The 26255-nt window shown below is 62.7% G+C and carries 21 protein-coding genes and 1 tRNA gene; 7 read left to right on the top strand and 15 right to left on the bottom strand.

Annotated elements, in window-relative coordinates; translation table 11 throughout:
* The first annotated feature begins 24 nt into the window (after positions 1 to 24).
* Both FDP25_RS01060 and FDP25_RS01055 read left to right on the top strand, forming a co-directional pair.
* Positions 25 to 110: transfer RNA gene (locus FDP25_RS01060), tRNA-Leu, on the top strand.
* 783 nt (positions 111 to 893) lie between these two features.
* The gene (locus tag FDP25_RS01055) at positions 894 to 3605 is read left to right on the top strand and encodes a Hint domain-containing protein (protein WP_246175732.1); all 2712 of its coding nucleotides are present in this window, start codon (positions 894 to 896) and stop codon (positions 3603 to 3605) included.
* Between the two features lie 111 nt (positions 3606 to 3716).
* On the opposite strand, the gene FDP25_RS01050 is transcribed toward FDP25_RS01055, so the two are convergent.
* Both FDP25_RS01050 and FDP25_RS01045 read right to left on the bottom strand, forming a co-directional pair.
* Complete coding sequence (locus tag FDP25_RS01050; protein WP_154148331.1) at positions 3717 to 4310, bottom strand: nucleotidyltransferase family protein; 594 nt, start codon at positions 4308 to 4310, stop codon at positions 3717 to 3719.
* A 184-nt stretch (positions 4311 to 4494) separates the two neighbouring features.
* Complete coding sequence (locus FDP25_RS01045; protein ID WP_154148330.1) at positions 4495 to 6912, bottom strand: GcvT family protein; 2418 nt, start codon at positions 6910 to 6912, stop codon at positions 4495 to 4497.
* A 302-nt stretch (positions 6913 to 7214) separates the two neighbouring features.
* Here FDP25_RS01045 and FDP25_RS01040 point away from each other — a divergent pair, with 302 nt between their 5' ends.
* Positions 7215 to 9647 (top strand): GcvT family protein, encoded by a 2433-nt coding sequence (locus FDP25_RS01040; RefSeq protein ID WP_154148329.1) that lies wholly within the window; start codon positions 7215 to 7217, stop codon positions 9645 to 9647.
* 53 nt (positions 9648 to 9700) lie between these two features.
* Here FDP25_RS01040 and FDP25_RS01035 read toward each other — a convergent pair whose 3' ends face one another.
* The 4 genes from FDP25_RS01035 to FDP25_RS01020 form a co-directional block, all read right to left on the bottom strand.
* Complete coding sequence (locus tag FDP25_RS01035; RefSeq protein ID WP_154148328.1) at positions 9701 to 10558, bottom strand: universal stress protein; 858 nt, start codon at positions 10556 to 10558, stop codon at positions 9701 to 9703.
* 14 nt (positions 10559 to 10572) lie between these two features.
* Positions 10573 to 12063: a SulP family inorganic anion transporter gene (locus tag FDP25_RS01030; RefSeq protein ID WP_154148327.1), complete on the bottom strand. Its 1491-nt coding sequence runs from the start codon at positions 12061 to 12063 to the stop codon at positions 10573 to 10575.
* Between the two features lie 611 nt (positions 12064 to 12674).
* Positions 12675 to 13022: an antibiotic biosynthesis monooxygenase family protein gene (locus FDP25_RS01025; protein WP_154148326.1), complete on the bottom strand. Its 348-nt coding sequence runs from the start codon at positions 13020 to 13022 to the stop codon at positions 12675 to 12677.
* A gap of 4 nt (positions 13023 to 13026) precedes the next feature.
* Positions 13027 to 14337: an HlyC/CorC family transporter gene (locus FDP25_RS01020; RefSeq protein ID WP_154148325.1), complete on the bottom strand. Its 1311-nt coding sequence runs from the start codon at positions 14335 to 14337 to the stop codon at positions 13027 to 13029.
* 70 nt (positions 14338 to 14407) lie between these two features.
* On the opposite strand from FDP25_RS01020, the gene FDP25_RS01015 reads away from it, so the two are divergent.
* The gene (locus FDP25_RS01015; protein ID WP_154148324.1) at positions 14408 to 15226 is read left to right on the top strand and encodes a metallophosphoesterase family protein; all 819 of its coding nucleotides are present in this window, start codon (positions 14408 to 14410) and stop codon (positions 15224 to 15226) included.
* Here the strand turns inward: FDP25_RS01015 and FDP25_RS01010 are convergent.
* The 3 genes from FDP25_RS01010 to FDP25_RS17010 are packed head-to-tail and all read right to left on the bottom strand — an operon-like array spanning position 15163 to position 17796.
* On the bottom strand, positions 15163 to 16131 hold the full coding sequence (locus FDP25_RS01010) for a site-specific tyrosine recombinase XerD (RefSeq protein ID WP_154148323.1): 969 nt from the start codon (positions 16129 to 16131) through the stop codon (positions 15163 to 15165). The two genes, FDP25_RS01015 and FDP25_RS01010, sit on opposite strands and share 64 nt — an antisense overlap.
* Positions 16128 to 17660, bottom strand: coding sequence for a hypothetical protein (locus FDP25_RS01005; protein ID WP_246175730.1), 1533 nt, complete (start codon positions 17658 to 17660; stop codon positions 16128 to 16130). The genes FDP25_RS01010 and FDP25_RS01005 overlap by 4 nt, the downstream gene beginning before the upstream one ends.
* Positions 17647 to 17796: a hypothetical protein gene (locus FDP25_RS17010; RefSeq protein ID WP_172982719.1), complete on the bottom strand. Its 150-nt coding sequence runs from the start codon at positions 17794 to 17796 to the stop codon at positions 17647 to 17649. The genes FDP25_RS01005 and FDP25_RS17010 overlap by 14 nt, the downstream gene beginning before the upstream one ends.
* A 110-nt stretch (positions 17797 to 17906) precedes the next feature.
* On the opposite strand from FDP25_RS17010, the gene FDP25_RS01000 reads away from it, so the two are divergent.
* Entirely contained in the window at positions 17907 to 18467 is a 561-nt protein-coding gene (locus FDP25_RS01000) for a shikimate kinase (RefSeq protein WP_343031924.1), read from the top strand.
* A complete protein-coding gene (gene aroB / locus FDP25_RS00995; protein ID WP_154148321.1) occupies positions 18464 to 19579 on the top strand; it encodes a 3-dehydroquinate synthase in 1116 nt (371 codons plus the stop codon). The genes FDP25_RS01000 and aroB overlap by 4 nt, the downstream gene beginning before the upstream one ends.
* Positions 19580 to 20000: 421 nt before the next feature.
* Here the strand turns inward: aroB and FDP25_RS00990 are convergent, their stop codons facing one another.
* The 6 genes from FDP25_RS00990 to tyrS form a co-directional block, all read right to left on the bottom strand.
* Positions 20001 to 20888 carry a hypothetical protein gene (locus FDP25_RS00990; protein WP_154148320.1) on the bottom strand — a complete coding sequence of 296 codons (888 nt, stop codon included), beginning with the start codon at positions 20886 to 20888 and terminating at the stop codon, positions 20001 to 20003.
* A 137-nt stretch (positions 20889 to 21025) separates the two neighbouring features.
* A complete protein-coding gene (gene arsH / locus FDP25_RS00985; protein ID WP_154148319.1) occupies positions 21026 to 21742 on the bottom strand; it encodes an arsenical resistance protein ArsH in 717 nt (238 codons plus the stop codon).
* 7 nt (positions 21743 to 21749) lie between these two features.
* Positions 21750 to 22796 (bottom strand): ACR3 family arsenite efflux transporter, encoded by a 1047-nt coding sequence (arsB, locus tag FDP25_RS00980; protein ID WP_154148318.1) that lies wholly within the window; start codon positions 22794 to 22796, stop codon positions 21750 to 21752.
* Between the two features lie 49 nt (positions 22797 to 22845).
* A complete protein-coding gene (locus FDP25_RS00975) occupies positions 22846 to 23337 on the bottom strand; it encodes an arsenate reductase ArsC (RefSeq protein ID WP_154148317.1) in 492 nt (163 codons plus the stop codon).
* A 12-nt stretch (positions 23338 to 23349) separates the two neighbouring features.
* A complete protein-coding gene (locus FDP25_RS00970; RefSeq protein ID WP_154148316.1) occupies positions 23350 to 23682 on the bottom strand; it encodes an ArsR/SmtB family transcription factor in 333 nt (110 codons plus the stop codon).
* A gap of 142 nt (positions 23683 to 23824) precedes the next feature.
* Positions 23825 to 25075: a tyrosine--tRNA ligase gene (tyrS, locus tag FDP25_RS00965; RefSeq protein ID WP_154148315.1), complete on the bottom strand. Its 1251-nt coding sequence runs from the start codon at positions 25073 to 25075 to the stop codon at positions 23825 to 23827.
* A gap of 63 nt (positions 25076 to 25138) precedes the next feature.
* Between tyrS and FDP25_RS00960 the strand changes: the two genes are divergently transcribed.
* Complete coding sequence (locus FDP25_RS00960) at positions 25139 to 26242, top strand: anhydro-N-acetylmuramic acid kinase (protein ID WP_154148314.1); 1104 nt, start codon at positions 25139 to 25141, stop codon at positions 26240 to 26242.
* The last annotated feature ends 13 nt before the right edge of the window (positions 26243 to 26255 follow it).

Below are 26255 nucleotides of genomic sequence, written 5' to 3'. Positions count from 1 at the left end.
GGCTTCGCTAGAGGTGTTGCCCGTGCCCAAGTGGCGGAATGGTAGACGCAGGGGATTCAAAATCCCCCGATGGCAACATCGTGTGAGTTCGAATCTCACCTTGGGCACCAATTCCGATTTTATTGATGTTCTGGTGGCCTGTTTCGATGGGACGCGCGCCGGGGTCGGAGGCTTGAGGCGAATCGTTTGCTTCTACCGGCCCGGCCCGCCTGCGATTCGTACGGAGCGGGTGCCAGAGCGGGGCGTTTTGTTTCGCGTTCGGCGCTTTTCATCCAAAACGCGGAAAATTGATCACAAATTATGCGCTTCAGATTAACCGTAAATCGGGCGTGGCGGTCACAATTTCGCCTCTTTTGATTGTTGCCCAATTGGATATAGACGAAAGGCGTATTTCGAGTGGTCGGTTGCATGAACTTTTGTAGAGCCGCGAGGAAAACCTAAGAAAACCTGTGGAATTCGAGGTTTTTTACTGGTTCCAAAAACCGAAACAATGGGCCGAAATCTGGGGCGTAAATCGGGTGTGAACGCGGCAAGCGGCTTTGTTTGCGCCCGGTTTTGAGCGCATTTCCGTCATTTTTCCCCTTCGTGTTTCCCAATCTGGCGGTTACAACGAGATTGCCCAACTGGGGGGTATCGAATTGGTCACGGGGGCGACCGTCAGGACGTTTTTGCCTATCGGGGGATAGTGCGAAGAGTCGTGGATCGGGTCGTATAGCCTTTCAAAAGGCGTGGCTACGTGTGGGAAAATCACGGGCCTTCCCGGGCATCCACCGAACTTCGCAGACTTCCGGTTCAGGCAGAAAGTTTTGAAGCTTTTTAGCCGCTGCTTGTGCAGTGGCGCATCACGCAGCCGGTCCTTGATCGGCGATGAATAGGTCGAAGGGGGTGTCTTTATGGCTGATCTTATTCTGGACTGGGGGCTGTTCGGCTCCAATGGATCGGACCTGAGCGATGGGGGAACGGTTGATACCGGCGGTATCGATGTTTCGCTAGGGTTTACCGCACAGGACGGCGGCGCCTTCGCGCGCTACCTTGAATACGGTCAATACGTAGATACCGCCAGCGGCGAGAGTTTCGACCCGATGTCGGCGCTCAAGCTGTGGGGGAATGGCGGAGAAGGCGGGGTCGACGATACCTCGACCACGGCGATCGATTTCAGCGCGAGTGACGCGGCCTATAGCGACAACGTGCAAAACGTTTCGTTCCGGATCAATGACTTGGACCTGGGGCAAGGCGGCACGGATTATACCGATATCGTGACCGTCCGGGCCTATGACGCGGCGGGCAACCCGGTTGACGTGATGCTGACGCCGGGGGCGGACATCCTGACCAGTGGAGATACGGCCACCGGCAACGACGTGGACAGTAACGCGGTGACCCCGCCGACCGATCCGGATACCTCGCTTTTGGTGGATATTGCCGGGCCGGTGTCGCGGATCGAGATCGATTATGACAATGGCGGCACCGATACACAGGCGATCTGGGTGACCGATGTGCATTTCAGCACCATCGACGCGGGTGGTGAACTGGATGGGATCGTATCGAACGGGGACGACGATGCCTATATCGCGACCAACCCGGACAGCGACCCCGACTACGTCTATACCGGCGATCCCGAGGGGGACCTGGTGGATTCGGGAGATGCCATTCTGGCCGGGGAAGCGCCGGATGACGACATCATTCAGGCCGGGGGTGGCAATGACACCATCGAGGCCGGTTTGGGCGACGACGAGGTCGATGCGGGCACCGGCGATGATCTGGCTTTCGGGGAAGAGGGCAATGACGAGATTGATGGTGGCGCGGGGGATGACACCATCGACGGTGGTGCTGACAACGACACCCTGACGGGTGGCGAAGGCAGCGACAGCGCCGTCGGGGGCGCGGGAGACGACGTGATCGATACCGGCAATGGCGCGCCGGTCAACGACCATGAAACCTTTGTCGGGGTGCCTTTCGAAACCGGTGCCGACCAGTTGAACGATCTGGACACGGTCGTGGGGGGCGCCGGGAATGACACCATCACCACCGGCGATGACGCCGACCTGATCTCGGGTGATGGCGGGAACGACAGCATCAATGGCGGCATCGACGATGACACCATCTTTGGCGGCACCGGCGACGATTACATCGATGGCGGCCTCGGGAACGATTCGATCGAAGGGGGCGATGGTCATGACACCATCGACGCCGGGATCGATGGGTTTTCGGATTACGAAGGCGATGATCCGAACCTGCCGAATGCGGCCCTGATAGACCCGGCCACCGGCATGCCGGCCCTGAGCGATCCCAACCCCGATGACGGGCGTGACTATGTCGATGGCGGTGAGGGCAATGACCTGATCATGACGGGCGACGACGATGACACGATCATCGGCGGCCTGGGCGACGACACGGTGAACGCGGGCATTGACGACGATATCGTCTTTGGGAACGAGGGCGCCGACAGCCTGACCGGCAGCCATGGATCGGACACCATCGAGGGCGGTGCAGGGGATGACACCATCTGGGGCGGCTTCGGCAACGACCCGATCGCCGGTATCCCCGGCGAAATTCCCGACGCGACCGATCCGGTGCCGGAAAACGGCCAGGACCTGCTGCTTGGCGGGGATGGCAATGACGTCATCTATGGCGAAGACGATGACGACACCATCGAGGGTGGCGCCGGTGACGACACGATCGACGGCGGTGTCGACGACGACCTGCTGCTCGGCGGGGCCGATAACGACATGGTCGATGGCGGCGCGGGGAACGATACCGTTCTTGGTGGCACCGGCAATGACATCCTGCTGGGCGGCGATGATCGCGATCTCTTCACCGATGCGGGCGCTGGTGATGTGGTCGATGGCGGCACCGGCGGTGATGACTACGATGTGCTGAACCTGGCGGGGCAGGGCGATTTCCGCATCGTCGGCGAAACCCTCGATGCCGACGGTGATTCCACCTCGGGCACGGTCGAGTTTCTCGACCCTGACGGGACGGTCTCGGGGTCCCTCGGGTTCACCGAGATCGAAGATATCATCCCCTGCTTCACGCCGGGCACGGTGATTGCCACGCCCAAGGGGGAGCGCCGGGTGGAAGACCTTGAGGTTGGCGACCGGGTGATCACCCGTGACAACGGCCTACAGGAAATCCGCTGGATCGGGCGCCGGGACCTTACGGGCCAGGAGCTCTGCCAGGCGCCGAACCTCAAGCCGGTGCTGATCCGCGCCGGATCCCTGGGCCGGGGTCTGCCGGAGCATGACATGATGGTCAGCCCGCAGCACCGCCTGTTGATCAACAATGATCGCAGCGCGCTTTACTTCGATGAACGCGAGGTTCTGGCCGCGGCCAAGCACCTGACGGGCATGAAGGGCGTCGATACGGTCGAAGCCAGCGGCGTGAGCTACATCCACTTCATGTTCGACCAGCACGAGGTTGTCCTGTCGAACGGGGCCTGGACCGAAAGCTTCCAGCCCGGTGAGCAGGTGATGGATGGTATGGGCGCGGCGCAGCGGAACGAGATTTACGATCTCTTCCCCGAACTGCGCGAGGCCGAGGGCCTGAAGGATTACCAGGCGGCGCGCCGGTCTCTCAAGAAACACGAAGCGAAGCTTCTGATGTCCTGATCCGATAGGTTGCAGCGGGCCGGCGCACAGCCTGTGTGCCGGTCACCAGAAATCGGGTTAGGGGGCTGTTCCGGTTTCGAGTAGGGCAGCCCCGGCAGGTGCCGGGGTTGCCTATTCCTGTGCCTGTCTGGCGCGCCACGCGGCCCAGGCTTCGGGGGTATCCAGATCGGTGGTGGCGCGCAGGCCGGGCAGGGGGCAGAGGCGCGGCGGATGCTGCCTCAGAAGGGGTTTTGCCCCGTCGTCGCCGTGAAGCGCTTGCATGGCCTCGAAATACTTGGCCGGGAAGATCACCGGGTGGCCGGGTTTGCCGCTATCGTCTGTTGCGCGGATGATCCGGCTTGGGTCTTCTGTGAAAGCCGCGGCGATGGTCTCAAGATCCTCGGAGGTGAGGTCGGGCAAATCCGCGAGAAGGACCATAAGGGCCTTCAAATCAAGGCTTTGGGCCCAAGCCGCGCCAGATCTGAGGGAGGCTGCAAGCCCTTCGGCGGCCTCGGGCACTTCACGGCATGCGATACCACCTGGTAAAACCTCAGCACGCGCGCTGCCCGGTCGCAGGGTCACAAGGACAGGCCACCCGGTCGCAAGGGCGCGCCGTGTTTGGCGGGCCAGCAGGGGTTGGCCTTCGGCCTTTTCCAGCAACTTATCGCGCCCTCGCATGCGAGAGGACGTGCCAGCCGCTGGAATGACAATACCGATCCCGCGCATGGGGCCTCCGTTTGCATCAAGGGGCGCTGCCCCTCTTGGCCTGCGGCCAATTCACCCCGGGATATTTTCGAAAAGAAGAAAAGGGCAAGGGCCTTCATCTTTCCCAAAATACTCCCGCCGGAGGCGGTCCGCCAGTGGCCAAAGGTGCCGCCCTTCAAGTGGCAGCGCACCGATGGCCGTGGGGTCAGCCCCGCATGCGCGCGCCGTCGGCGTCGAAGAGCGGTTCGGTGATCAGGCGGGCGGGGCGCATCTCGCCGAGGATTTCGATCTGTGCCTCCAGCCCTTCGGTGGCTTTGTCACGGGGGATGAGGGCGAGGGCGATGGATTTTCCCGCGTGGTGAGAATAGCCGCCCGAGGTGCAGAAGCCTTGCACTGTGCCGTCGATCCAGACGGGTTCGTAGGCGTTGACGTCGGTGTCGAGCGCGTCCACCTCGAAGACCGCGAGGGTACGGGCGGGGGGTGTCTCGCGCTCTGCTTCGGCCGCCGCGCGCCCGATGAAATCGGCCTCTTTCTTGAAGGAAATGAAGCGGTCGAGGCCGGTTTCCGCCGGGGTATAGTCCGGCCCGAACTCGTGCAGCCATGCCCCGAAGAATTTATCCAGCCGCAGCGACATCATCGCGCGCATGCCGAAGGGTTTCATGCCGTGGTTTTGCCCTTCGGCCCAGAGCACATCCCACAGGGCGCGTTGGGCCATGGGGTCGCAGTAAATTTCGTATCCCAGATCGCCGGTGAAGCTGACCCGTTGGATCAGGCAATCGACCATGCCGACGCAGGCGGGGCGCACATCCATGAGTCGCATGTCGCCGATGTCATCGCGGGTACAGGCCATCAGTACCTCGCGCGCCTTGGGGCCGGCGATCTGGAAGCCGTTGAGGCGGTCGGAGATGTTTTCGACCTGCGCGCCCTCCGTGGCGTTCTGCCCAAACCAGCGCATGTGATAGGCCTGTGCGCCGTAGGAGGCGGTAAGCTGAAAAGTCTGCTCATCAAGGCAGGAGACGGTGAAATCGCCGATGATCCGGCCTTGGGGGCTGAGCATCGGGGTGAGCGAAATCCGGCCCGGTTTGGGGATGCGCCCGGCCATGATGCGATCGAGCCATGCACGGGCGTTGGGGCCGGTGACGCGGTATTTGCCGAAGTTGTGGACCTCGTTGATGCCCACGGATTCGCGCACGGCCTTGACCTCGCGCGCGGTGGCCTCCCATGCGTTGGAGCGGCGGAAGGAGGGGGTCTCGTATCGGGGTTCGTCGCCCTGAGCAAAGTAATTGGGCACTTCCAGCCCGTATTGGTGGCCCCAGACGGCGCCCATTTGATCGAACACGTCATACATGGGCGTTTGCCGGAAGGGGCGCGCGGCGGGAAGTTCTTCGTTGGGGTAGGAAACCGAGAAGCGTTTTTGGTAGTTTTCGATCACCTTGGGGCGGGTGTAGCCCGGTGTGATCCAATCGCCGTAGCGGGCCACGTCCATGGCCGAGACATCGCGTTCGCATTCTCCCTCGGTCATCCATTGTGCCAGCATCAGGCCGACGCCGCCGCCTTGGGAGAAGCCTGCCATCACACCGCAGGCGGACCAGTAGTTGCGCAGGCCCGGTACCGGGCCGACCAGCGGGTTGCCGTCGGAGGCGAAGGTGAAGGGGCCGTGGATCACCGATTTCACGCCCGCGCGTTCGAGGGCCGGGAAGCGTTGGTAGGCGAAGGTGATGCTGTCTTCGATCTTGTCGAAATCGTCGGGCAGGAGTTCGTGGCCGAAATTCCACGGTGTGCCGTCCACCGCCCATGGGCGGCAGGGTTGTTCGTAAAACCCGATGCAGAGGCCGCGGCCCTCTTGCCGGAGGTAGGATTCGCCGGCGGGGTCCATGACGTGGGGGTGTTCGCCGCCTGCGTCGATTATTTCGGCGATTTCAGGGACTTCTTCGGTGACGATATATTGGTGTTCCATCGGGTGGAGGGGGACGTAGACCCCCGCCATGGCCCCGACCTCGCGCGCCCAGAGGCCTGCGGCGTTGACGAGGTGTTCGGCGTGGATGGTGCCCTTGTCGGTGACCACGTCCCATGTGCCGTCGGGGCGTTGGTTGGTTTCCTGCACGTGGCAGTGGGTCTCGATCGTGGCGCCGCCCATGCGGGCCGCCTTGGCGTAGGCGTGGGTGGTGCCGGAGGGGTCGAGGTGGCCATCGAGGGGATCATAAAGCGCGCCGAGGATGCCGTCGGTGTTGGTCACCGGCGCGATCTTGGCGATCTCTTCCGGCCCGACGATCTCGGTTTCCAGCCCCATGTAGCGGTGCTTGGCGCGTTCGGCGAGCAGCATGTCGAAGCGGTCGCGGTTGTCGGCCAGCGTCACGCCGCCGACGTGGTGAAGGCCGCAGGAGAGGCCGGTGATCTCCTCCAACTCCTTGTAGAGCTTGATAGTATAGCCCTGAAGCGCGGCCATGTTGGTATCGCCGTTCAGCGTATGAAAGCCGCCCGCCGCGTGCCATGTGGAGCCGGAGGTGAGTTCGGAGCGTTCGATCAGCATGACGTCGGACCAGCCGAGTTTCGTCAGGTGATAGAGCACGCTGCATCCGACGACACCGCCGCCGATGACGGCCACACGAGTGGTGGTTTTCATGGGAGACCTCCTTTGGCTTGTTATCGGTAGACTGTTTGTCTGGGGGAATGACGCATGTCTGTTCGCGACAGGGTGTGTCGTGAATGGGATGTCGTTTTTGGCGTCGAGGGATTGTCATGCAGGGTGGGCTATGTCGCGATAAGCGGTTTGGCGGGGTGGCGCCCTTTGGACGCAAACCGAAAAAATCTGTCGCAAACAAATCCCCTGATTTGTATCACCGCGACCAATGATGTCGGGAACCGGCAATACATGCCTCGCAAGCGGCGTAAGTGTGCCCTTTAGCAACAACCAAGGGATCAGTTATGAAAACCCATGCACAGGCTGTCGTGATCGGCGGGGGCGTTATCGGATGCTCGATTCTTTACCACCTGACCAAGCTGGGCTGGAAGGACGTGGTCCTGCTGGAGCGCGATGAGCTGACCAGTGGCAGCACATGGCACGCGGCGGCCAATATTCACGGGCTGCATGACAGCGCCAATATCAGCCGCCTGCAGCACTACACCATGAACCTCTATAAGGAGCTGGAGGCCGAAACCGGCCAAAGCTGTGGCGTGTTCCAGCCCGGTTCGCTTTACCTTGCCCAGACCGAGGCGCGTGAGCACCAATTGCGCCTACAGGCCGCCAAGGCGGAGTTGTACGGCATGAACTTTGCCGAGATCAGCCGCGAGGAAGCCGAGGAGAAGCACCCGCTGGTCAATTTCGACGGGGTGCGCTGCATCATGTGGGAGCCCGATGGCGGCAATGTGGACCCTTCGGGCGTGACCAATGCCTATGCCGTGGGCGCGCGACAGAAGGGGGCGGAGATTTACCGCTTTACCCCCGTCACCGCCACCGCGCAGCAGCCTGATGGGTCTTGGATCGTGGAAACGCCCAAGGGCAATATCCAGACCCAGTGGGTGATCAACGCCGCCGGTTTGTGGGGCCGTGAGGTGGCCAAACTGGCGGGCATCGAGGTGCCGCTTCAGCCCACCGAGCACCAGTATTTCGTGACCGAGACCATTGCCGAGATCGACGGCATGGACCGGCGGTTGCCCTCGGTCGCGGACCGGGACGGCGAATATTACCTGCGGCAGGAGGGCAAGGGGCTGCTCATCGGGGCCTATGAGCGTGACATGCGGTTCTGGGCCGAGGAGGGCACGCCCTTGGATTTCGCGCATGACCTCTTCCCCGACGATCTGGAACGGATCATGGAGAACGTGATGCGCGCCATGGACCGGGTGCCGCTGGCCGCCGAGGCGGGAATCAAGCGGGTGATCAACGGGCCGATGATCTGGAGCCCGGACAGCAACGTGATCCTTGGCCCGGTGCCGGAGCTGAAAAACTATTTCATGTGCGGCGGGATCATTCCGGGGTTCAGCCAATCCGCGGGTATGGGCCTTATGGTGGCGCAATGGATCATCGAGGGGGAAATGCAATATGACATGTTCCCGTGGGATATTGCGCGCTTTGGCCTGTGGGCCAACGACCGGGACTTCGTGAAGGCCAAGGTGGAGGATGTTTATGCCCACCGCTTTGCCATCCATTACCCCAACGAGGAGCGCGAGGCGGGCCGTCCGCTGCGCACCCGTCCGGTGTACGAGATGCAAAAAGATATGGGCGCGGTCTTTGGCCTGAACTATGGCTGGGAGCATACGCAGTGGTTTGCCGACACGCCCGGCACCAAGGATACCAACGGGTTCACGCGCCAGAACTGGTGGGGCCCTGTGGGCGAGGAATGCAAGATTCTGCGCGAGCGGGCGGGCATCATCGATATTTCAAACTTTGCCAAGTACCGCGTGAAGGGGCCGGGGGCCGAAGACTGGCTGAACTCGGTTTTCGCCAACCGGATGCCGAAAAGCGTGGGGCGGTCGTGCCTGACGCCGTTGATTTCGGTGCGCGGGGGGATCGCGGGCGATGCCACGGTGACGCGGGTGGCCGAGGATGAATTCTGGATCGTCAGTTCGGGGATGGCGGAACGTTATCACAAGCGGTTCTTCGACATGGTGCCCTTGCCCGAGGGGACGACATTCGAGAGCCACACCGAGGCGATGTGCGGCTTCAACGTGGCAGGCCCCAAGAGCCGCGAGATGTTGCAGAGATTGACCAATACCTCGCTGGCAACCGAGGATTTCCCCTTCATGCGGTCGCAGCAGATCGAGTTGGCGGGCGTGAAGTGCCTTGCCCTGCGGGTGAGTTTCACCGGCGATCTGGGGTGGGAGTTGCATTGCGCCACGGAAGATCAGGAACGGCTTTATACGGCGCTTCTGGAGGCCGGGAAGGATTTTGGCGCCGGGCCTGTGGGCGCGCGGGCGTTGATGTCGATGCGGGTCGAGAAGGGCTATGGCTCGTGGAGCCGGGAATACAGCCCTGAGTATTACCCGCATGAAGTGGGCTTTGCGCCGCTGTGCAAGATGGACAAAGAGTTCCTGAACAAGGCGGCGGTGGAGAAGGTCATGGCCGAACCGACGCGGGAAGAACTGGTTTTGATCCATCTGGATGAGGCGGATGTGACGGCCTCGAACGCCGATGCGACGGGAGGGGAGCCCATTCGCGATGCGGAAGGCACCCCTGTTGGCCGCGTCACCTCGGGCACCTATGGCTATACCGTGGGGATGAGCCTTGCGCTTGGCTATGTGAAGGCGGGCACCGTACAGGCGGGGGATGCGGTGCAGGTCATGGTTCTGGGCCAGCCGCACAAGGGCCGCATCCTGCATGAGCCGCCGTTCGACCCCAAGGGCGAGAAACTGCGGGCGTGATCGAAAAAGCCCCGGCCAGATTGGCCGGGGCTTTTGCTTTGCGGAGTGCCGGATCAGCGCATGATCAGCACGGGCACCCGGCAGGAGCGGATCATTTCGGTCGTTGTGGAGCCGATAATGAGCGAACGCACGCGGCTGTGGCCATAGGCCCCCATGACCAGAAGGTCGTGTTCGTCACGTTGGGTAATATTGGCCAAGACCTTTTCAGGCTCGCCGGTTTCAAGGATCGTATCGGCCTCGAAGCCGCCCGCGCGCAGGGTGGCGGCGGCGGTATCGAGGGATTTGCGGATCTCGGGGCTGTCCTTGCCTGCGAAGACCAGTGAGACGTGCAGACCTGAAAACAGGGGGCTGCGCGAGATATAATCGACGGCCTTGAGGGACGAGGGGCCGCCATCGAAGGCCACCAGCACCCGTTCGGCGGGTTTGAAGGCGCGGTTGGCGATGAAGACGGGGTGATGGCTGGCCCGTACGATGCGTTCGAGGTTGGAGCCGAGGTGCTCGGAGGCCAGGCCCGCCGCCTCGCCGCGTTTGCCGATGACGATCATTTCGCCGGTGTCTTCCTTGGCGGTGATGGTCTCGATCAAATCGCCCTGGCGCAGGCGGGTTTCGACGGTGAGGTCGGCATCCGCGGTGATCAGCGCCTTGGCGTCTTCGAGGATGGCGCGACCGTGTTCATGCGCCAGCTTGGCGCGTTCGGCATCCAGATCGGAGAGTTGTTCCAGAAGGCGCGTGCGTGCGCCGAGGCGGATGGCGCCCGAGAGGTCCTGTTTCTCGACGGCGTCGCGGCGGCCCATGACGTGGTAAAGCTTGACCTTCCAGTCGTTTCTGCCCGCGATCCACGCGGCGTGGTGGCAGACGCTTTCCGAATAGGCGGAGCCATCGACGAGGGCGATCAGTGTGTTGGTTGTCATTGTCCGGCTCTCCCTTAATGGCCCAGCAGTTGATCCATCGCGCCCGGCTTGTCATGGATGGCAAGCTGATCGACGATGGTTTCCGAGGCTTCGTTCATGCCGATCAACTCGACCTCGGCGCCTTCGCGGCGGAACTTGAGCACGGCCATGTCCACCGCCGCAACCGAGGAAATGTCCCAGATATGCGCGCGGCTGAGGTCGAGGGTGACCTTGTCGGGCGCTTCCTTGAAGTCGAAGGCTTTCATGAAGTCCTCGGAGGAGGCGAAGAACAGCTGCCCTTCGACGTGGTAGGTGCGGTGGGTGCCGTCCTCGGTGATTTCGGAGCGGACGCGGAACAGCTGTGCGATTTTCCACGCAAAGAAGAGGCCCGACAGCAGCACGCCGACCAGAACGCCGATGGCGAGGTTATGGGTGTAGATCACGAAAAACACGGTCGCCAGCATGACGATGGACGACGAGCGGGGATGGTCGCGCAGGTTCTTGATGGAAGACCACGAGAAGGTGCCGATCGAGACCATGATCATGATGGCCACGAGGGCGGCCATGGGAATGATGCCGACGATGTCGCCCAGACCGACGCAGAGGATCAGAAGGAAAATGCCCGCCACGAAGGTGGAAAGCCGCCCGCGGCCGCCTGATTTCACGTTGATGATCGACTGGCCGATCATGGCACACCCGGCCATGCCACCGATGAAGCCGGTGGCGGTGTTGGCAAGGCCCTGCCCGATGCACTCCTGATTGCGGTCGCTGCCGGTGTCGGTGAGGTCATCGACGATCTGCTGGGTCATCAGGCTTTCCAGCAGGCCCACGACGGCCACGGCGATGGAATAGGGCAGGATGATTTGCAGCGTTTCAAAGGTCAGCGGGATGTCGGGGATCAGGAAGACCGGCAGGGTGTCGGGCAGTTGACCCATGTCACCCACGGTGCGCACGTCCCAGCCCATCAGCACGGTGAGCGCGGTCAGCACGATGATGGTGACCAGCGGCGACGGTACGGCCGTGGTGATGCGGGGAAAGAGATAGATGATCGCAAGGCCACCTGCCACCAGCGCATAGGTCAGTGGCGGCACCTTGGAAGGGTCAAGCTCGGGCAGTTGGGCCATGAAGATCAGGATGGCAAGCGCGTTGACAAAGCCGGTCATCACCGATTTCGACACGAAGCGCATGACATAGCCCAGTTTCAGGAACCCGGCCCCGATTTGCAGCAGTCCGGCCAGGACGGTCGCGGCCAGCAGGTATTGCAGCCCGTGATCCTTGACCAGCGTGACCATCAGAACAGCGGTGGCCGCCGTGGCGGCCGAGATCATCCCCGGCCGCCCGCCGGTGATGGCGGTGATCACGGCAATCGAGAAGCTGGCGTAAAGGCCGACCTTGGGATCGACGCCCGCGATGATGGAAAAGGCGATGGCCTCGGGGATCAGGGCGAGGGCCACGACGAGGCCCGACAGAAGGTCGCCGCGAATGTTGTGCGTCCATTGGCGTTGGTATTGCGAAAGAGAGATCATGCAAAGGTCCGGTTGTCTGGGCCGCGCCGCGAGGCGGGCGGGTCATGTCGGATGTATCGTCTGGCGGGGTTTTGACGGGGCGGGCCGTTGCGGCCTGCCCATGGTGTTACCCGGATGATGGCGTGGTTGCGGCCCCTCTAGCGGCACTGGCACGAAATGCCAAGGTGGGAGGCGTGGATTTGTCGGCAGGTGTGGCGTGGGGAAAGGTTGTGCAAAACCCTTGGGCGCGTATCCAATGGCGGGCTGTCTTCGTAATTGTGGTGAATGACGGGTTCGAGCCCTTGTTGGACATTCGATTGCGAAGGTCCAGCGCGGAATCAAGGCCGCAGGCCGCCGCGCATCGTCATGCTGAAAGCATGCCTCCGGCATGACGCCGCCCCCCGGCACGGCGATTTGGCAAAGCTAAACACTCCGCTCATAAGTTTTTCGGACTTGGCTGAGATAAAGTGCCATAAACCAATCGTTGGATCGCCGCACCGCGGCCCGCCGATGCGCGGCTATTTCAATGTCCGCTATGTCCGCATAGCCGTCATCGGACCATTGTAAAACAAGACACCAGATGATGGTCTGTCACCCGGCGTCCCAAGGGGAAAATTGTCAGGCGGCAAACCTTAGCGCAGGCTGCGGCCCTCGGGGCCGGAGTAGGCACGTTCGACGCGGGCCACGCGCAATTCGTAGTGGCTGTACCAACGCTCGATGCCTTGTTTCTGGGCCACAAGGTGTTTGGCCTCGGCTTTCCATTTGGCGATGCTGTCTTCGTTGTCCCAGTAGGACACCGTGATGCCAAGGCCTGTGGTGTCACGGGTGCTTTCGGCCCCGAGGCAGCCGGGTTGGGCGAGGGCGAGGGTATACATCGCCTCGCCCATCTCGGCATAGCCTGCGTCATCCTCGGAAAGTTGGTTGGTGAAGATGACGGCATAGTAGGGCGGTTCGGGTGTTTTCGCGAAACGGTCGGTCATGGCATCACAGTTTGCGGATCTTGAGCTTGGTGATCCGGTTGTCGGTTTTCTCGACCACCTCGAAGCGGAAGCCGTGGAAGTTGAAGACCTGACTTGTGTCGGGGATCATCTGGGCCTCGTGGATGACGAGGCCGGCGATGGTGTTGGCCTCCTCATCCGGCAGGGTCCAGTCGGTGGCGCGGTTCAAATCCCGGATGGTCATGGCGCCATCGACGAGGAACTGGTTATCCTCGCTGCGGCGGATGGGGTGATCGGCCTCGGCGTCGAATTCATCGGTGATTTCGCCGACGATCTCTTCGAGGATGTCTTCGAGCGTGATCAGCCCTTGCAGGGTGCCGTATTCATCGACCACCAGCGCGAAGTGGCTGCGCATCCGCAGGAACTGGCGCATCTGGTCATCAAGCGTGGTGGTTTCGGGCACGAAATAGGGTTTCATCGCCACGTCGCAGATATCGAAACTGTCGAGCGCCTCGGCGCTGACCTGCTCGCCGCCCATGACAAGTTTATGCATGGCGCGCAGCAGGTCCTTGGCGTGGACCACGCCGATGATGTTATCGGGATCGTCACGATAGACGGGCAGGCGGGTGTGGTTGGAGTGCAGGCATTGATCGAGGATGGCGCGGGGCTCGTCCTCGGCATTGATCATCTCGATCTGGGAGCGGTGAAGCATGATCTCTTCGACCGCGCGTTCGCCGAGGTCGAGCGCGCCAAGGATACGGTCGCGGTCCTCTTTTTCGACCACGCCTTCGGAGTGGCCGAGATAAAGCGCACCGGCGATTTCCTCGCGCACGGCGAGGATGTGGCTATCGGGATCGGTCTGCACGCCGAAGACGCGCAGCACACCGCGCACCAGCCAGCGCACGGCGCTGACCATGGGCGAGAAGACACGCACCACCAGACCGATGGCCGGGGCCACGCGCGAGGCGGCGGGTTCGGCATTGGTGATGGCATAGGTTTTCGGCAGCACCTCGGCGAAGATCAGCACCAGTAGGGTCATGACAAGGGTCGCGAGTGCCACACCGGATTCGCCGAAAAGCCGGGTGAAAAGCGCCGTGGCCAGCGATGTGGCAAGGATGTTGACAAGGTTGTTCCCCAGAAGGACCGAACCGATAAGCCGTTCGTTATCCTCGGTGATCTCAAGCGCGCGGTCGGCGCCGGTATCGCCCTTGTCGGCCCGTGCCCGCAGCTTGCCACGCGAGGCGGCGGTGAGCGCGGTTTCACTGCCCGAGAAAAAACCCGAGAGCACCAGAAGCATCAGGATGGCCCCGGCGGTGATCCAGAAGGCGAGGTCAAGTGTTGGTGATGCGGCTACCATGCGGTCAGGCGTCCTTTTATGCAGGGGTGTTATGGGGTGCGCGTTGCGCAGGTTCAAGGGATAGGTTGCGATGCATGTGATGGATTTGGGACAGCTTGAGGATGCGGTTCTGCTGTTCGGTGGCCCATATTCCAACCTTCCGGCAACCCGCGCGGTTCTGACGGAGGCCGCGCGGCGGGGCATTGCGCCGGATCATGTCATCTGTACCGGGGACGTGGTGGCCTATTGTGCCGAAGCTGCCGCCTGTGTGGATGAGATACGGAAAGCAGGCTGTGCCGTGGTGGCGGGCAATTGTGAGAAACAACTTGCGGCGGGGGCCATGGATTGTGGTTGTGGATTCGAAGAAGGCAGCACCTGTGACCTGTTGTCGGCGGGATGGTATGCCCATGCGGATGCGCAGATCGGCGCGACGGCGCGGGCATGGATGGGCGGTTTGCCGGACGTTGTGGCGTTTGAACAGGCTGGCAGGCGCGTGGCGGTGGTCCATGGTGGCGCGACGGATGTGAGCCGATTCTTGTGGCCGACCTCGCCCGAGGGCGAATTCGCCGAAGAGATCGCGGCGCTGCGTGATCTTGTGGGCGAGATCGACTTCGTCGTGGCCGGGCATTGCGGCCTTGCGTTCTTGCGTGAGATCGACGGGGTGACATGGCTGAATGCCGGGGTCGTTGGGATGCCGCCGAACGACGGGCGGCCCAAGATACGGTTTGCCACTCTGGAGGGCGGTGTGCCGGTGATCCATGCGTTGTCTTATGATCACGAGGCCGCCTATGCCGCGATGCGGGCGGCGGGGCTGACGCAGGGGTATGATACCGGGATATTGAGCGGTTACTGGCCGTCGGAAGAGGTTTTGCCGCCCGAATTGCGGCGCGCGGATTTCGCCAAGGGGTGATGATCCTGCACCAGCTCGCGCAGGCGGTCTTCGAGCACATGGGTATAAATCTCGGTCGTGCCGACATCGGCATGGCCCAGAAGCGTCTGGATGGCGCGCAGGTCGGCGCCATTGGCGAGTAGATGCGTAGCGAAGGCATGGCGCAGGGTATGCGGCGTGACCTTGGCCGGAGAAACACCGCCCGCCACGGCGAGATCCTTGATCAGCGCGTAAAAGCGATGCCGGGTAAGGTGCCCGGCCTTGCCGTGCGAGGGAAACAAGAAGGCGGAGGCGGGCTTTCCCTTTTGCCGCTTCTGATCCTCTGCTGCATCGCGGGTTTTGAGCCATGCGGACAAGGCCGCGCGGGCGGGCGGCGAGAGGGGCACCATGCGTTCCTTGCTGCCCTTGCCCTTGATCAGAAGCAGGTTCGGGTCGCCGCGCGCCGCCGAGACCGGCAGGCCCACCAGTTCCGACACGCGCATACCCGTGGCATAGAGCAGTTCCATCAGGCAGGTGTTGCGCAGCCTGTCGCCCTCGCGCCCATGGGTGCGGGCCGCTGACAGCAGGCGGTCGACCTCTTCTTCGCTCAGGGTCTTGGGCAGGCTCTTGTCGCGGCCCGGCCCCTTGATGCGGATGGCGGGGTTATCCTCCCGCAGGCCTTCGTCGAAAGTGAAGCGGTACAGCTGCTTGATGGCCGAAAGGCGCCGGGCGCGGGTGGATTTGGCCAATCCCTGGGCATCGCAATGCACGAGGTACGCCTCGACATCCTGTTGTGTGGCGGTGCCGAGGGTGAGGCCCTTGCCCCCAAGCCACTCGGTGAAATCGCCCAGGTCACGGGCATAGGCCGCAAGCGTGTTTTGCGCCGCGCCCAGTTCGGCGGCATGGGCATCGAGAAAGGCGGAAAGCCAGTGATTGGCGCTGCTCATGGCCATGTGTCTAGCAGCAGGCGTTGCAGGGCGGCACGGCGGGCGGTGTCTTCCAGACCCACGGCGCGCAGCGTGGAAAGCGCAGCGGTCAGATCATCGGAGGCCGCGGGCCCCGCGCGATCAAACCGGGTTGCGGCGGCCAATATGGCCTCGCCCAGTTTGTTCGCCTCAAGTAGGGTCTTGTCACGCTCCGAAGAGGCCGTGGCGTTGAACGCTCGAACGATGGCCCTTTGCTCGGGTGAACGGGCCAAATCGGCCTTCGGGGCCCCTTGGGCAAGGCCCGCATGAAAGGCCAGCGGGCTGTTCGTGTCGATACGTTGCGCGGCGGCCTCATAAGCCGGGGAGAGAAGCGCCACGCGCAAGGCGAGCGTCTGGACCTCGCCGGAAAGTTCAGCTTCGGAAAGGGCCTCTCCGAACATCTCGGCAAAGACCACCGCCAATCCTTGATCTTGCATGGCGGACCAGACCGGGGGCAGGGTTTGCGCGATCTTGTCCGGGTCTTCGCGGGTGAGCGCGCGGTCGAAGGCCTGCACGGCCTCGACCCGGTCCCAGATGCCACCCGAGGCGGCGGGCTTGCGATCGGTATAAAGCCCTAAAAGGCGGTTCGCGGGCAGGGCGCCGGTGCTGGCCAGACGTTCGGCTGCCTCAAGCTCGGCCTTCCAGCCGGAGGTGCCGCGCAGGTCGGCCATGGCGAAGGCGCGCGGCAGGTTGCGGGTGGGCATGGGGCGGCCCACGGCCTCGTAAAGGCGGAAGGTCAGGGGCGACATATCGCTGGGCGGGGCAAGGTCGAGCGTGCCTTCGATGGCCTCGGGATCAAGGAATTGCGCCAGAAGGGCGGCTTGTGTCGTGGGCAAGACACCAAGGGCCTGCGCCGTGTCGAAAGTAAGCGCAGCGGTGGTCCAGTCGCCCGCGCGCGCGGTGCAGAAGATACGCGCGGCGTAATCGGGACTAAGCGCCGGGTTTTCAGCGAGCGCCCGGCAGGGCGCATCCTCGGCCCCGTCAAGCAGGGCAAGGTCAAGCCATTGATCGAACACTTCTTTTCGCTGTGGGCCTGCGCGCTCCAACAGGGCGCGCGCCGGGGCCACGGCACCAAAGCGGCGCAGCGCCTCAACCCGTGCTTTCAGAAGCGGCGCACCGCTGGTGATGTCATTTGGCGGCTCGGCCTCGGCCAGTAAAAGCGTGTTGTAGAGCGCCTGCGTGGCGGGCAGCGGGTGATCGGGCAAGCGGTTGAGCCGCGTGATGATGCGGCTGGCACGGCTGTTTTCCCACAGGGTTGGCGGCAGGCCCGTGGTGGATTGGGGCAACAGGCCCACCGCATCCGGCACCGCGTCCTCCAGTGGCATGACCGCAACGTCGGGCACGGTGACCCCATCACTGACCGGGGGTTCACCCGGGGGAACGACACGAGGCTGGGCCACGGTGACGGGCGTATGCGCCCCGAGCCAGTCGATGGCGGATAGTGGCCCCTCCTGCGCCGTGGCGGGCAGGGCCATGATCATTGAGAAAAGGACGGGGTTAATCGGTCTCAAGAATGATGTCCTGGCGAATCTCCTCGGTGGGCGGGGCGAAATCCACGCCGAAAAACGGACCCAGATAGGCAAAGCCGACCAAGCCGACGAACCCGAGGATTGCTAGGTATATCAGCCATTTGATCAGTCGTAACATTCTTTGCCTGCCCGTTTTTATTTTGCCTGATTGTGGTTATAGCTGGCCTTTGATGCAAGATCACGTCATTCAGGCGTATAGATTGTAAAATTGGCAGGGGAGCGCCGAAGGTGTCGGACACCGGGCCTTTGAAACTGAAGAAAACCGTTGTGTTGGTGGGTATGATGGGCGCCGGAAAGACTGCCGTGGGGCGGGCTTTGGCCGCGAAGCTGCATGTGCCGTTTCTTGATTCGGATGCCGAGATCGAATCCGCGGCGGCGATGAGCATTGCCGAAATTTTCGAACGTGATGGCGAGCCGTTTTTCCGGGACCGTGAAACGCAGGTGATCGACCGGCTGCTAGAGAAAGAACGCGGCATCCTGTCCACCGGGGGCGGGGCGTTCTTGACCGAGCGGAACCGCAAACTGGTGTCGGAAAAAGGCGTTTCGGTCTGGCTCAAGGCCGATTTGGGGCTTTTGTGGAACCGGGTAAAACATAAGGATACCAGGCCGTTACTACGCACGGCTAATCCTTATGAGACATTGCGCGAGATCTATGAAGCGCGGGTGCCGATCTATGAGCAGGCCGACCTGGCGGTCGAGGCACGGCCCGCGTATTCGATTGACGATATGGCGCAGAAGGTGCTGGAGGCGCTCAAGGGGCGGCCGGATGTTTTGGAGACAGTGACATGATGGAAACCGTGCATGTCCCGCTGGAGGGGCGGGCGTATGACATTCACATCGGGCCGGGCCTTCTGGCGCAGTCGGGCAGGTTGATCGCCCCCTTGCTGCCGCGCCCACGGGTCGCCATCGTGGCCGATGAGCATGTTGCCGACCTGCATTTAGCAACGCTCCTCAAGGGATTGGAAACACAGGGTATTTCCGCTGTGCATATGACCCTTCCACAGGGCGAAGGCACCAAGAGCTGGCCGCATTTCGAGCGGGTTGTCGAATGGCTTTTGGAGCAAAAGGTGGAGCGCAATGACGTGGTCGTGGCCTTCGGTGGTGGGGTCATTGGTGACCTTGTCGGTTTTGCCGCTGCTGTCCTTCGGCGGGGGGTGCGGTTCGTTCAGGTGCCCACGAGCCTTTTGGCGCAAGTGGATAGCTCGGTCGGGGGCAAGACCGGGATCAACGCGCCGCAGGGGAAAAACCTGATCGGGGCTTTTCATCAGCCGAGCTTGGTTCTGGCGGATACCGAGGTTTTGGGGACCCTGACAGAGCGGGATTACCTGGCCGGATACGGTGAGGTCGTGAAGTATGGGTTGTTGGGAGATAGTGAATTCTTTCAATGGCTTGAAGGCAATGCTTCACGTGCTGCCAAGGGAGATATGCAGGCCCGGATCGCCGCGGTCAAACGCTCGGTCGAGATGAAGGCCGAGATCGTGGTGCGCGATGAAACCGAGCAAGGGGACAGGGCGCTTTTGAATTTGGGTCATACCTTCTGCCATGCATTGGAGGCCGCGACGGGCTATTCGGATCGCTTGCTGCATGGTGAGGGGGTTGCCATCGGATGCGCCTTGGCGTTCGAGCTGTCATCCCGCATGGGGCTGTGTTCGCAAGAGGATCCAAGCCGCGTTCGGGCCCATTTGCGCGACATGAAGATGAAAGTTGATCTATCTGATATTGAAGGGGAATTGCCGGATGCCGATACACTTCTTGACCTGATGGGGCAGGACAAGAAAGTGGTCGATGGCAAGTTGCGCTTCATCCTTGCACGCGGGATTGGCGAAGCTTTTGTCACCTCGGATGTGGACCCCGTGATGGTGCGGGACCTTCTGCGAGAGGCCTTGGCCGCGCGCGGCTGAGGCGTTTCGTACGAGTCGTACGCTTACCCGCGGCGTTTCGTACGAAAATCGGCGTGTTGCCGTCCGGGATCGTACGAGTCGTACGAAAATTCACGGCATTCTGTACAGCTTGTACGTTTTGCACGGTCGTTTTGTGCAGAATTCGGGCCTTTGCCGAGGCGAGATGTACAGGGTGGGGTCGTTCGACGGTCCAACGGGCACTTGCGCAAGGAGATGTTAAGATTTTCCTGCGAGGGTCGCCCCTGACATGTGAACCACATGGGAGGCATACGGACCGCTTGCAGCGGTCAGGGAAAAATCGCGAGCTTGGCCGGTGATGTGGTGCGCAGTGAATGCGCACGCTACGCTGTATCCGGCCCATGTGATCGGGCATTCAGCAGGTGGCGCGGGCCGTCACATGACAGGACGACGGCCTGCGGGCTCAGGACGCCGCGTGGGCCCTATACCCCGGTGCCGCGGGGGCGTGGAGGGCCTCATGCACCCAGTCGGGGAGAGCGAGCGGGTCCGCGGGGTTCGGGGCCTGTTTGAGTATCCTGTTGCGAAGGCGCTTCACGTGTCTGGGATTGCGGGAGGTGTCGCCAAAGGAGACGTGCCGCAAGGCTTCGGCCTGTGCCGCATCGAGGTCTGGCTGATGCGGCGGCAGCACGGGCTGAATGTATTTCGCATCAAGCCCGATGTCGCGCATGAAGGTGCTGATGAAGGTATCTGCGCCGAGCTTGATCCGCTCGTACTGGCGCATCACGACGTGAAACTCGGGGCGCATCCCCTCGATTCGCGTCTTGAGGGTGTCGAAATCCAGCGAGGCCAGATCAAGCGTTTGGCAGAATGTGTCGATATCGACATTGCTCCAGCCCTCGCGGATCATCTCGCTGTAAAGGCTGGTGAGGTAAGTTTCGGGGGTGCGGGAATAGAGCAGCACGCGGACATCCTCGGGCGGGCGATCCACGGTGAGCGTGTGCAGGCATTGTTCGGCCTGCGGGTAGAACCCGGGATGGGCCACGCCGTTTGCGAGGGCCTCGTGCATGGCGGGGCCGATGCTGGCGCTGTCGGATTGCAACACGATCCGCGCCCCCGCCTGTTCGGCGGCATTGGCGATCCGGCGGTTGAGGCGCCGGGGCAGGCCGGGCGAGGTGCCATCGGGCGCGTGTAGCTGCCGAATGATGTTGCGCTGTCGTTTGATCGCCCAGGGGAACTCCGCGTTGACGTAATAGACCCCCTGCGCCCGAAGCTCGTCGAGGTTCTCGACAAGGTTTCGCTGAAGAAGCGACGACGCCGTCTTGTGGACGCCCAGATGATATATGTACTGCATAGCCTGCCTAGCGTTTTGTTTTTATAGTGGCAGGATACAATATAACGCCGTTTCTGGCAAGCGGGCCACAAGGTTTGGTGCGCCTGCCGCATCGCGGACCCGGCAAGGCCCGGACCCTATCGGAGGGGCGTTAGGGGTCAGGTCGCCTTGGGCAGGTTTACGCGTTTTGAAAGCTCTTCGACGCTTTCGACACGTTCCGAATAGCGGTCGGTGAGGTAGGCGGATTGCCCGCGCGTCAGGAGGGTGAATTTCATCATTTCCTCCATCACGTCGACCACGCGGTTATAGAGCGGGCCGGGTTTCATGCGGCCTGCCTCGTCGAACTCGTCCCACGCCTTGGGCACAGAGGATTGGTTGGGAATGGTGAGCATCCGCATCCAGCGCCCGAGGATGCGCATTTGGTTCACGGCGTTGAAGCTTTGTGACCCGCCGCTGACTTGGGCAATGGCCAGTGTCTTGCCCTGCGTGGGGCGGATGCCGCCGATGGGCGCCAGTGGTATCCAGTCGATCTGCGTTTTCATGATGCCGGTCATGGCGCCGTGGCGTTCGGGGCTGACCCAGACCATGCCCTCGGACCACATCACCGCCTCGCGCAGTTCGGCCACCTTGGGGTGGTCGGCACTGGCGTCATCGGGCAGGGGCAGGCCCGAGGGGTTGAAAGTGCGGGTTTCGGCGCCGAGGCGGTGCAGGATGCGCGCGGCCTCCTCGCTGAGCAGGCGGGAAAAGGAACGGTCCCGCAGGCTGCCGTAGAGCAGCAGGATACGTGGCGGGTGTGTGGGGCGGTCTGTTGGAAAGAGCCGGGCCTCGTCGATCTGGTGGAACTGGCCGTCGTCGATATTGGGCGTGTCGGGCATGGGGTGTTTATCCTGCGAACTTGGCACGGGTGCGGTTGGCGAAGGCCACGAGGGAGAGCATCACAGGCACCTCGACCAGCACGCCGACCACGGTGGCCAGCGCCGCGCCGGAATTGAGGCCGAAGAGGCTGATGGCGACGGCGACGGCGAGTTCGAAGAAATTCGAGGTGCCGATCATGGCGCAGGGCGCGGCGATGCGGTGCGGCACCCTGAAGGCATAGGCCGCGCCGTAGGCCACGGCGAAAATCCCGTAGCTTTGGAGCAGGATCGGCACGGCGATGAGGACGATCACGAAGGGATTGGCGAGGATCAGTTCGCCCTGCAGGCCGAAGAGGATGACCACGGTGGCAATGAGGCCGATGACCGACCAAGGCTTGACCTTGGCGGTGAAGGCCTCGATCGCCTGAGCGGAGCCGAGCAGGCGGCGGGTCAGCAGGCCGGCGACCAGCGGCAGGACAACGTAGAGCACGGTGGCGGTGACCAGTGTTTGCCACGGTACGGTGATGTCGGTGACGCCCAGCAGGAAGGCCACGATGGGGGCGAAGGCGAAGACCATGATCAGATCGTTCACCGAGACCTGCACCAGCGTATAGGTGGCGTCGCCCCTGGTCAGTTGCGACCAGACGAAGACCATGGCGGTGCACGGCGCCGCGCCCAGCAGGATCAGCCCGGCGGTATATTGCGCGGCATCGGCGGGGGCGATCCATGGCGCGAAGACATAGTCGAAGAACAGCACGGCCAGCAGCGCCATGGTGAAGGGTTTGATCAGCCAGTTGACGATCAGGGTGATGATCAGGCCCCGGGGTTGGCGGGCGACGCCGGGGATGGTGGTGAGGTCCACGCCGATCATCATCGGGTAGATCATGGCCCAGATCAGCACCGCCACGACAAGATTGATCGAGGCGACCTCGGCGGCGGCGATGGTTTGGACAAGGCCGGGGACGGTGACGCCGATGGCGATGCCAAAGACGATGGCAAGGGCGATCCAGACGGTCAGGTAGCGTTCAAAGATGCCAAGGCCGCTGTCCTTGGCGGTGTCGGGGGTGTCGGTCATGGTCGGGTCTTTCGGTAACGGGGCGTTGGAAAGGCTGCCGTGGGTGGGCTCAGGCCGGGGCCTCGGTATCCTGGCCGATATCGTCGAGCCGGGATTTCAGCGCGAGGCTGTCGAGGGTTTCGAGCGGCAGGGCCGCGAAAACCTGAATGCGGCGCAGGAGGGCGCGGTAGGTTTCCGCGAAGGCGGCGGCGATTTCGGCCTCGGTGCCTTTGACGGCTGCCGGGTCGGGCAGGCCCCAGTGGGCGGTCATGGGCTGGCCGGGCCAGACGGGGCAGACCTCGCCGGCGGCGTTGTCGCAGACGGTGAAGATGAAATCCATCTTGGGGGCGTCGGGTGCGGCGAATTCATCCCAGCTTTTGGAGCGCATTTCCGAGGTGTCGTGGCCGAGGTGTTTCAGAAGGCTGAGGGCGTGGGGGTTGGGTTCGCCTTGCGGCTGTGACCCGGCGGAGTAGCCTTTGAAACCGGGTTGCGCCGACATGATCGCCTCGGCAAGGATGGAACGGGCGGAATTGCCGGTGCAGAGGAAGAGAACGTTTTTCATCTGGGGAGCCTTTCAGCAGGAGCAGGTGAGAGTATCGAGAAGCGGCTCGCAGGCCTCGGGGGCGCCGCCGCAGCAATCCTCCATCAGGAAGGACAAGAGGCCGCGCAGGGCGGGCATATGGGCGCTGTAGATGATCGAGCGGCCTTGGCGGGTGGTGGTGACGAGGCCCGCATTGGTCAGGATCGACAGGTTCGCGGACATGGTGTTTTGCCGTTGGTCCAGCGTGGTGGCGATCTGACCGGCGGGCAGGCCTTCGGGACCGGCCTTAATCAGCAGGCGGAAGGCATCGAGGCGCGCGGGCTGCGAGAGGGCGGCGAAGGCGGCGAGGGCGTTTGTCTTATCCATATATCATGGAATATGGATATATTTTGCGAGTCGCAAGTGACAGTTTTGTAACGGGCGGTGCCGAAGTCTTTAAAAGACTTCGGTCCGATTTCTTTTGAAGATATCGGGTTCGGGTGCGCAGTGACTGCGCACCCTACAGGGGTTATTCCGCCAATTTCACCAGTGCATGGCGTTTCTTGCCCGCCGAAAGCTTGATTGGAGAGGCCAGCGCGCCCGCGTCCAGCATCAGGCCGGCGTCGGTGAGCGGGGCATCGTCGATCCGCGCGCCGTTCTCGGCGATCAGGCGCTTGGCCTCCTTGCCCGACTTGGCCAGCCCCGATTTGACGATCAATTGCACGATCGAGATGCCGTCGCCCAATTCATCGGTTGCAAGCTCCAGCGTCGGCAGGTCGTCGCCCGCGCCGCCCTTTTCGAAGACCTCGCGTGCCGTCGCCTCGGCGGCCTGCGCGGCCTCGGCCCCGTGCAGAAGGGTGGTGACCTCGTTGGCCAGAATGATCTTGGCCTCGTTGATCTCGGAGCCCGCCAGCGCGCCAAGCCGGTCGCATTCCTCGACCGGCAGTTCGGTGTAGTATTTCAGGAAACGGCCCACGTCGGCATCGGTGGTGTTGCGCCAGAACTGCCAGAATTCATAGGGGCTGAGCATCTCGCCGTTGAGCCAGATCGCGCCGCCCGCCGATTTGCCCATCTTGCGCCCGTCCGAGGTGGTCAGCAGCGGCGAGGTGAGGCCGAAGACCTCGGTGCCCACGACACGGCGGGTCAGGTCGATACCGTTGACGATATTGCCCCATTGGTCCGAGCCACCCATTTGCAGGGTGCAACCATAGCGGCGGTTCAGTTCAAGGAAGTCATAGGCCTGAAGGATCATGTAGTTGAATTCGAGGAAGGACAGGGATTGTTCCCGGTCCAGCCGCGATTTCACCGACTCGAAGCTGAGCATCCGGTTGACCGAGAAATAGCGCCCGATGTCGCGCAGGAACTCGATGTATTTCAACTCGTCCAGCCATTCGGCGTTATTGAGCATCATCGCGCCGCTGTCGGTCTCGTATGACAGGTAACGCGCGAAAACCTGCTGCATGCCGTCGATATTTTCGCCGATCTGCGCCTCGTCCAGCAGGGGGCGTTCATCCGAGCGGAACGAGGGGTCGCCGACCTTGGTGGTACCGCCGCCCATCAGGGTGATCGGCCGGTGGCCGGTCTTTTGCAGCCAGCGCAGCATCATGATATTCAGCAGGTGCCCCACGTGCAGCGATTTCGCCGTGGCATCATAGCCGATATAGGCCGTCACCGTGCCCGCCATCAGGCTGTCGTCGAGCGCTTGAAGATCGGTGCAGTCGGCCAGAAAGCCCCGTTCGATCATCACGCGCAGGAATTCGGACTTGGGGTGGTAGGTCATATCGCTTGTCCCGCTGTTGATTGCGCGGCATGTATAGGGAGGGATCGTGCGAAGGAAAAGACCATGTTGACAGGCGAATGCATTCGGGCGCTTGGCGCGATGTCGGGCACCTCTCTGGACGGGGTGGATGCGGCGGTGGTCGAGACGGATGGTGCGCGGATTTTCGGATTTGGTGAAAGTCGTTACAGGCCCTATTCCGATGAGGAACGCGCGGTGTTGCGCGCGGCCTTGGGCAAATGGCCCGGGGAGGGTTGTGACGCGGCGCTTGAGGTTGTGCAGCGGGCGCATCTTGAGGCCCTTGGCGGTTTCGAGGGGGTGGACCTTGTGGGGTTTCATGGCCAGACCCTTGCGCATGAGCCGCGCGGGCGCGGCACGCATCAATTGGGCGATGGCGAGGCCCTGGCCCAAGCGCTTGGCCTGCCGGTGGTCTGGGATTTTCGTAGTGCCGATGTGAATTTGGGGGGCGAGGGCGCGCCGCTGGCGCCGTTTTACCACTTTGCCTGTGCGCAGTGGATGGGGGCCGAGGCGCCGCTGGGGTTTCTCAACCTCGGGGGCGTGGGCAACCTGACATGGGTGGACCCGCGCAAATCCGCGCCCGAAGAGGCGGGCGCGCTTCTGGCCTTCGATACCGGCCCGGCCAATGCGCCGATCGACGACCTTGTGCAGGCGCGGTTGGGGCGCGATTTTGACGAGGGGGGCGTTCTGGGGCTTGAGGGCCGGGCGGATACGGGAAGTGTCGAGGCTTTCCTGACGCATGGCTATTTCCACCGGATGCCGCCGAAGTCGCTGGACCGGGATGATTTCAAGGGGCTGCCGGGTATGGTGGTGGGCCTCGACGATGCCGATGCCGTGGCCACATTGGTCGAGATTTGCGCGGCCAGCGTGGCGCGCGGGATGGAGCATTGCCCCGAACCGCCCGCGCGGCTGCTGGTCACCGGGGGCGGGCGCAAGAACCCGGCGATCATGACCCGGCTTGCCGCCCTTTTGCCCTGTGATGTCGCCCCCGTGGAGGAGGCCGGGCTGAACGGTGATATGCTGGAGGCGCAGGCCTTCGGGTTTCTGGCGGTGCGCGTGGCGCGGGGCCTGCCCACCTCCTGCCCCGGGACGACCGGCGTGGCGGGGGCCGTGGCCGGTGGCACCCTGAGCCGCCCTGAGCGCGCCGCATGACGGGGAGGAGTAC

The organism is Roseovarius bejariae, from assembly GCF_009669325.1.
GTDB classification, from domain to species: domain Bacteria; phylum Pseudomonadota; class Alphaproteobacteria; order Rhodobacterales; family Rhodobacteraceae; genus Roseovarius; species Roseovarius bejariae.
This window is presented reverse-complemented; position numbering and strand designations above follow the sequence as displayed.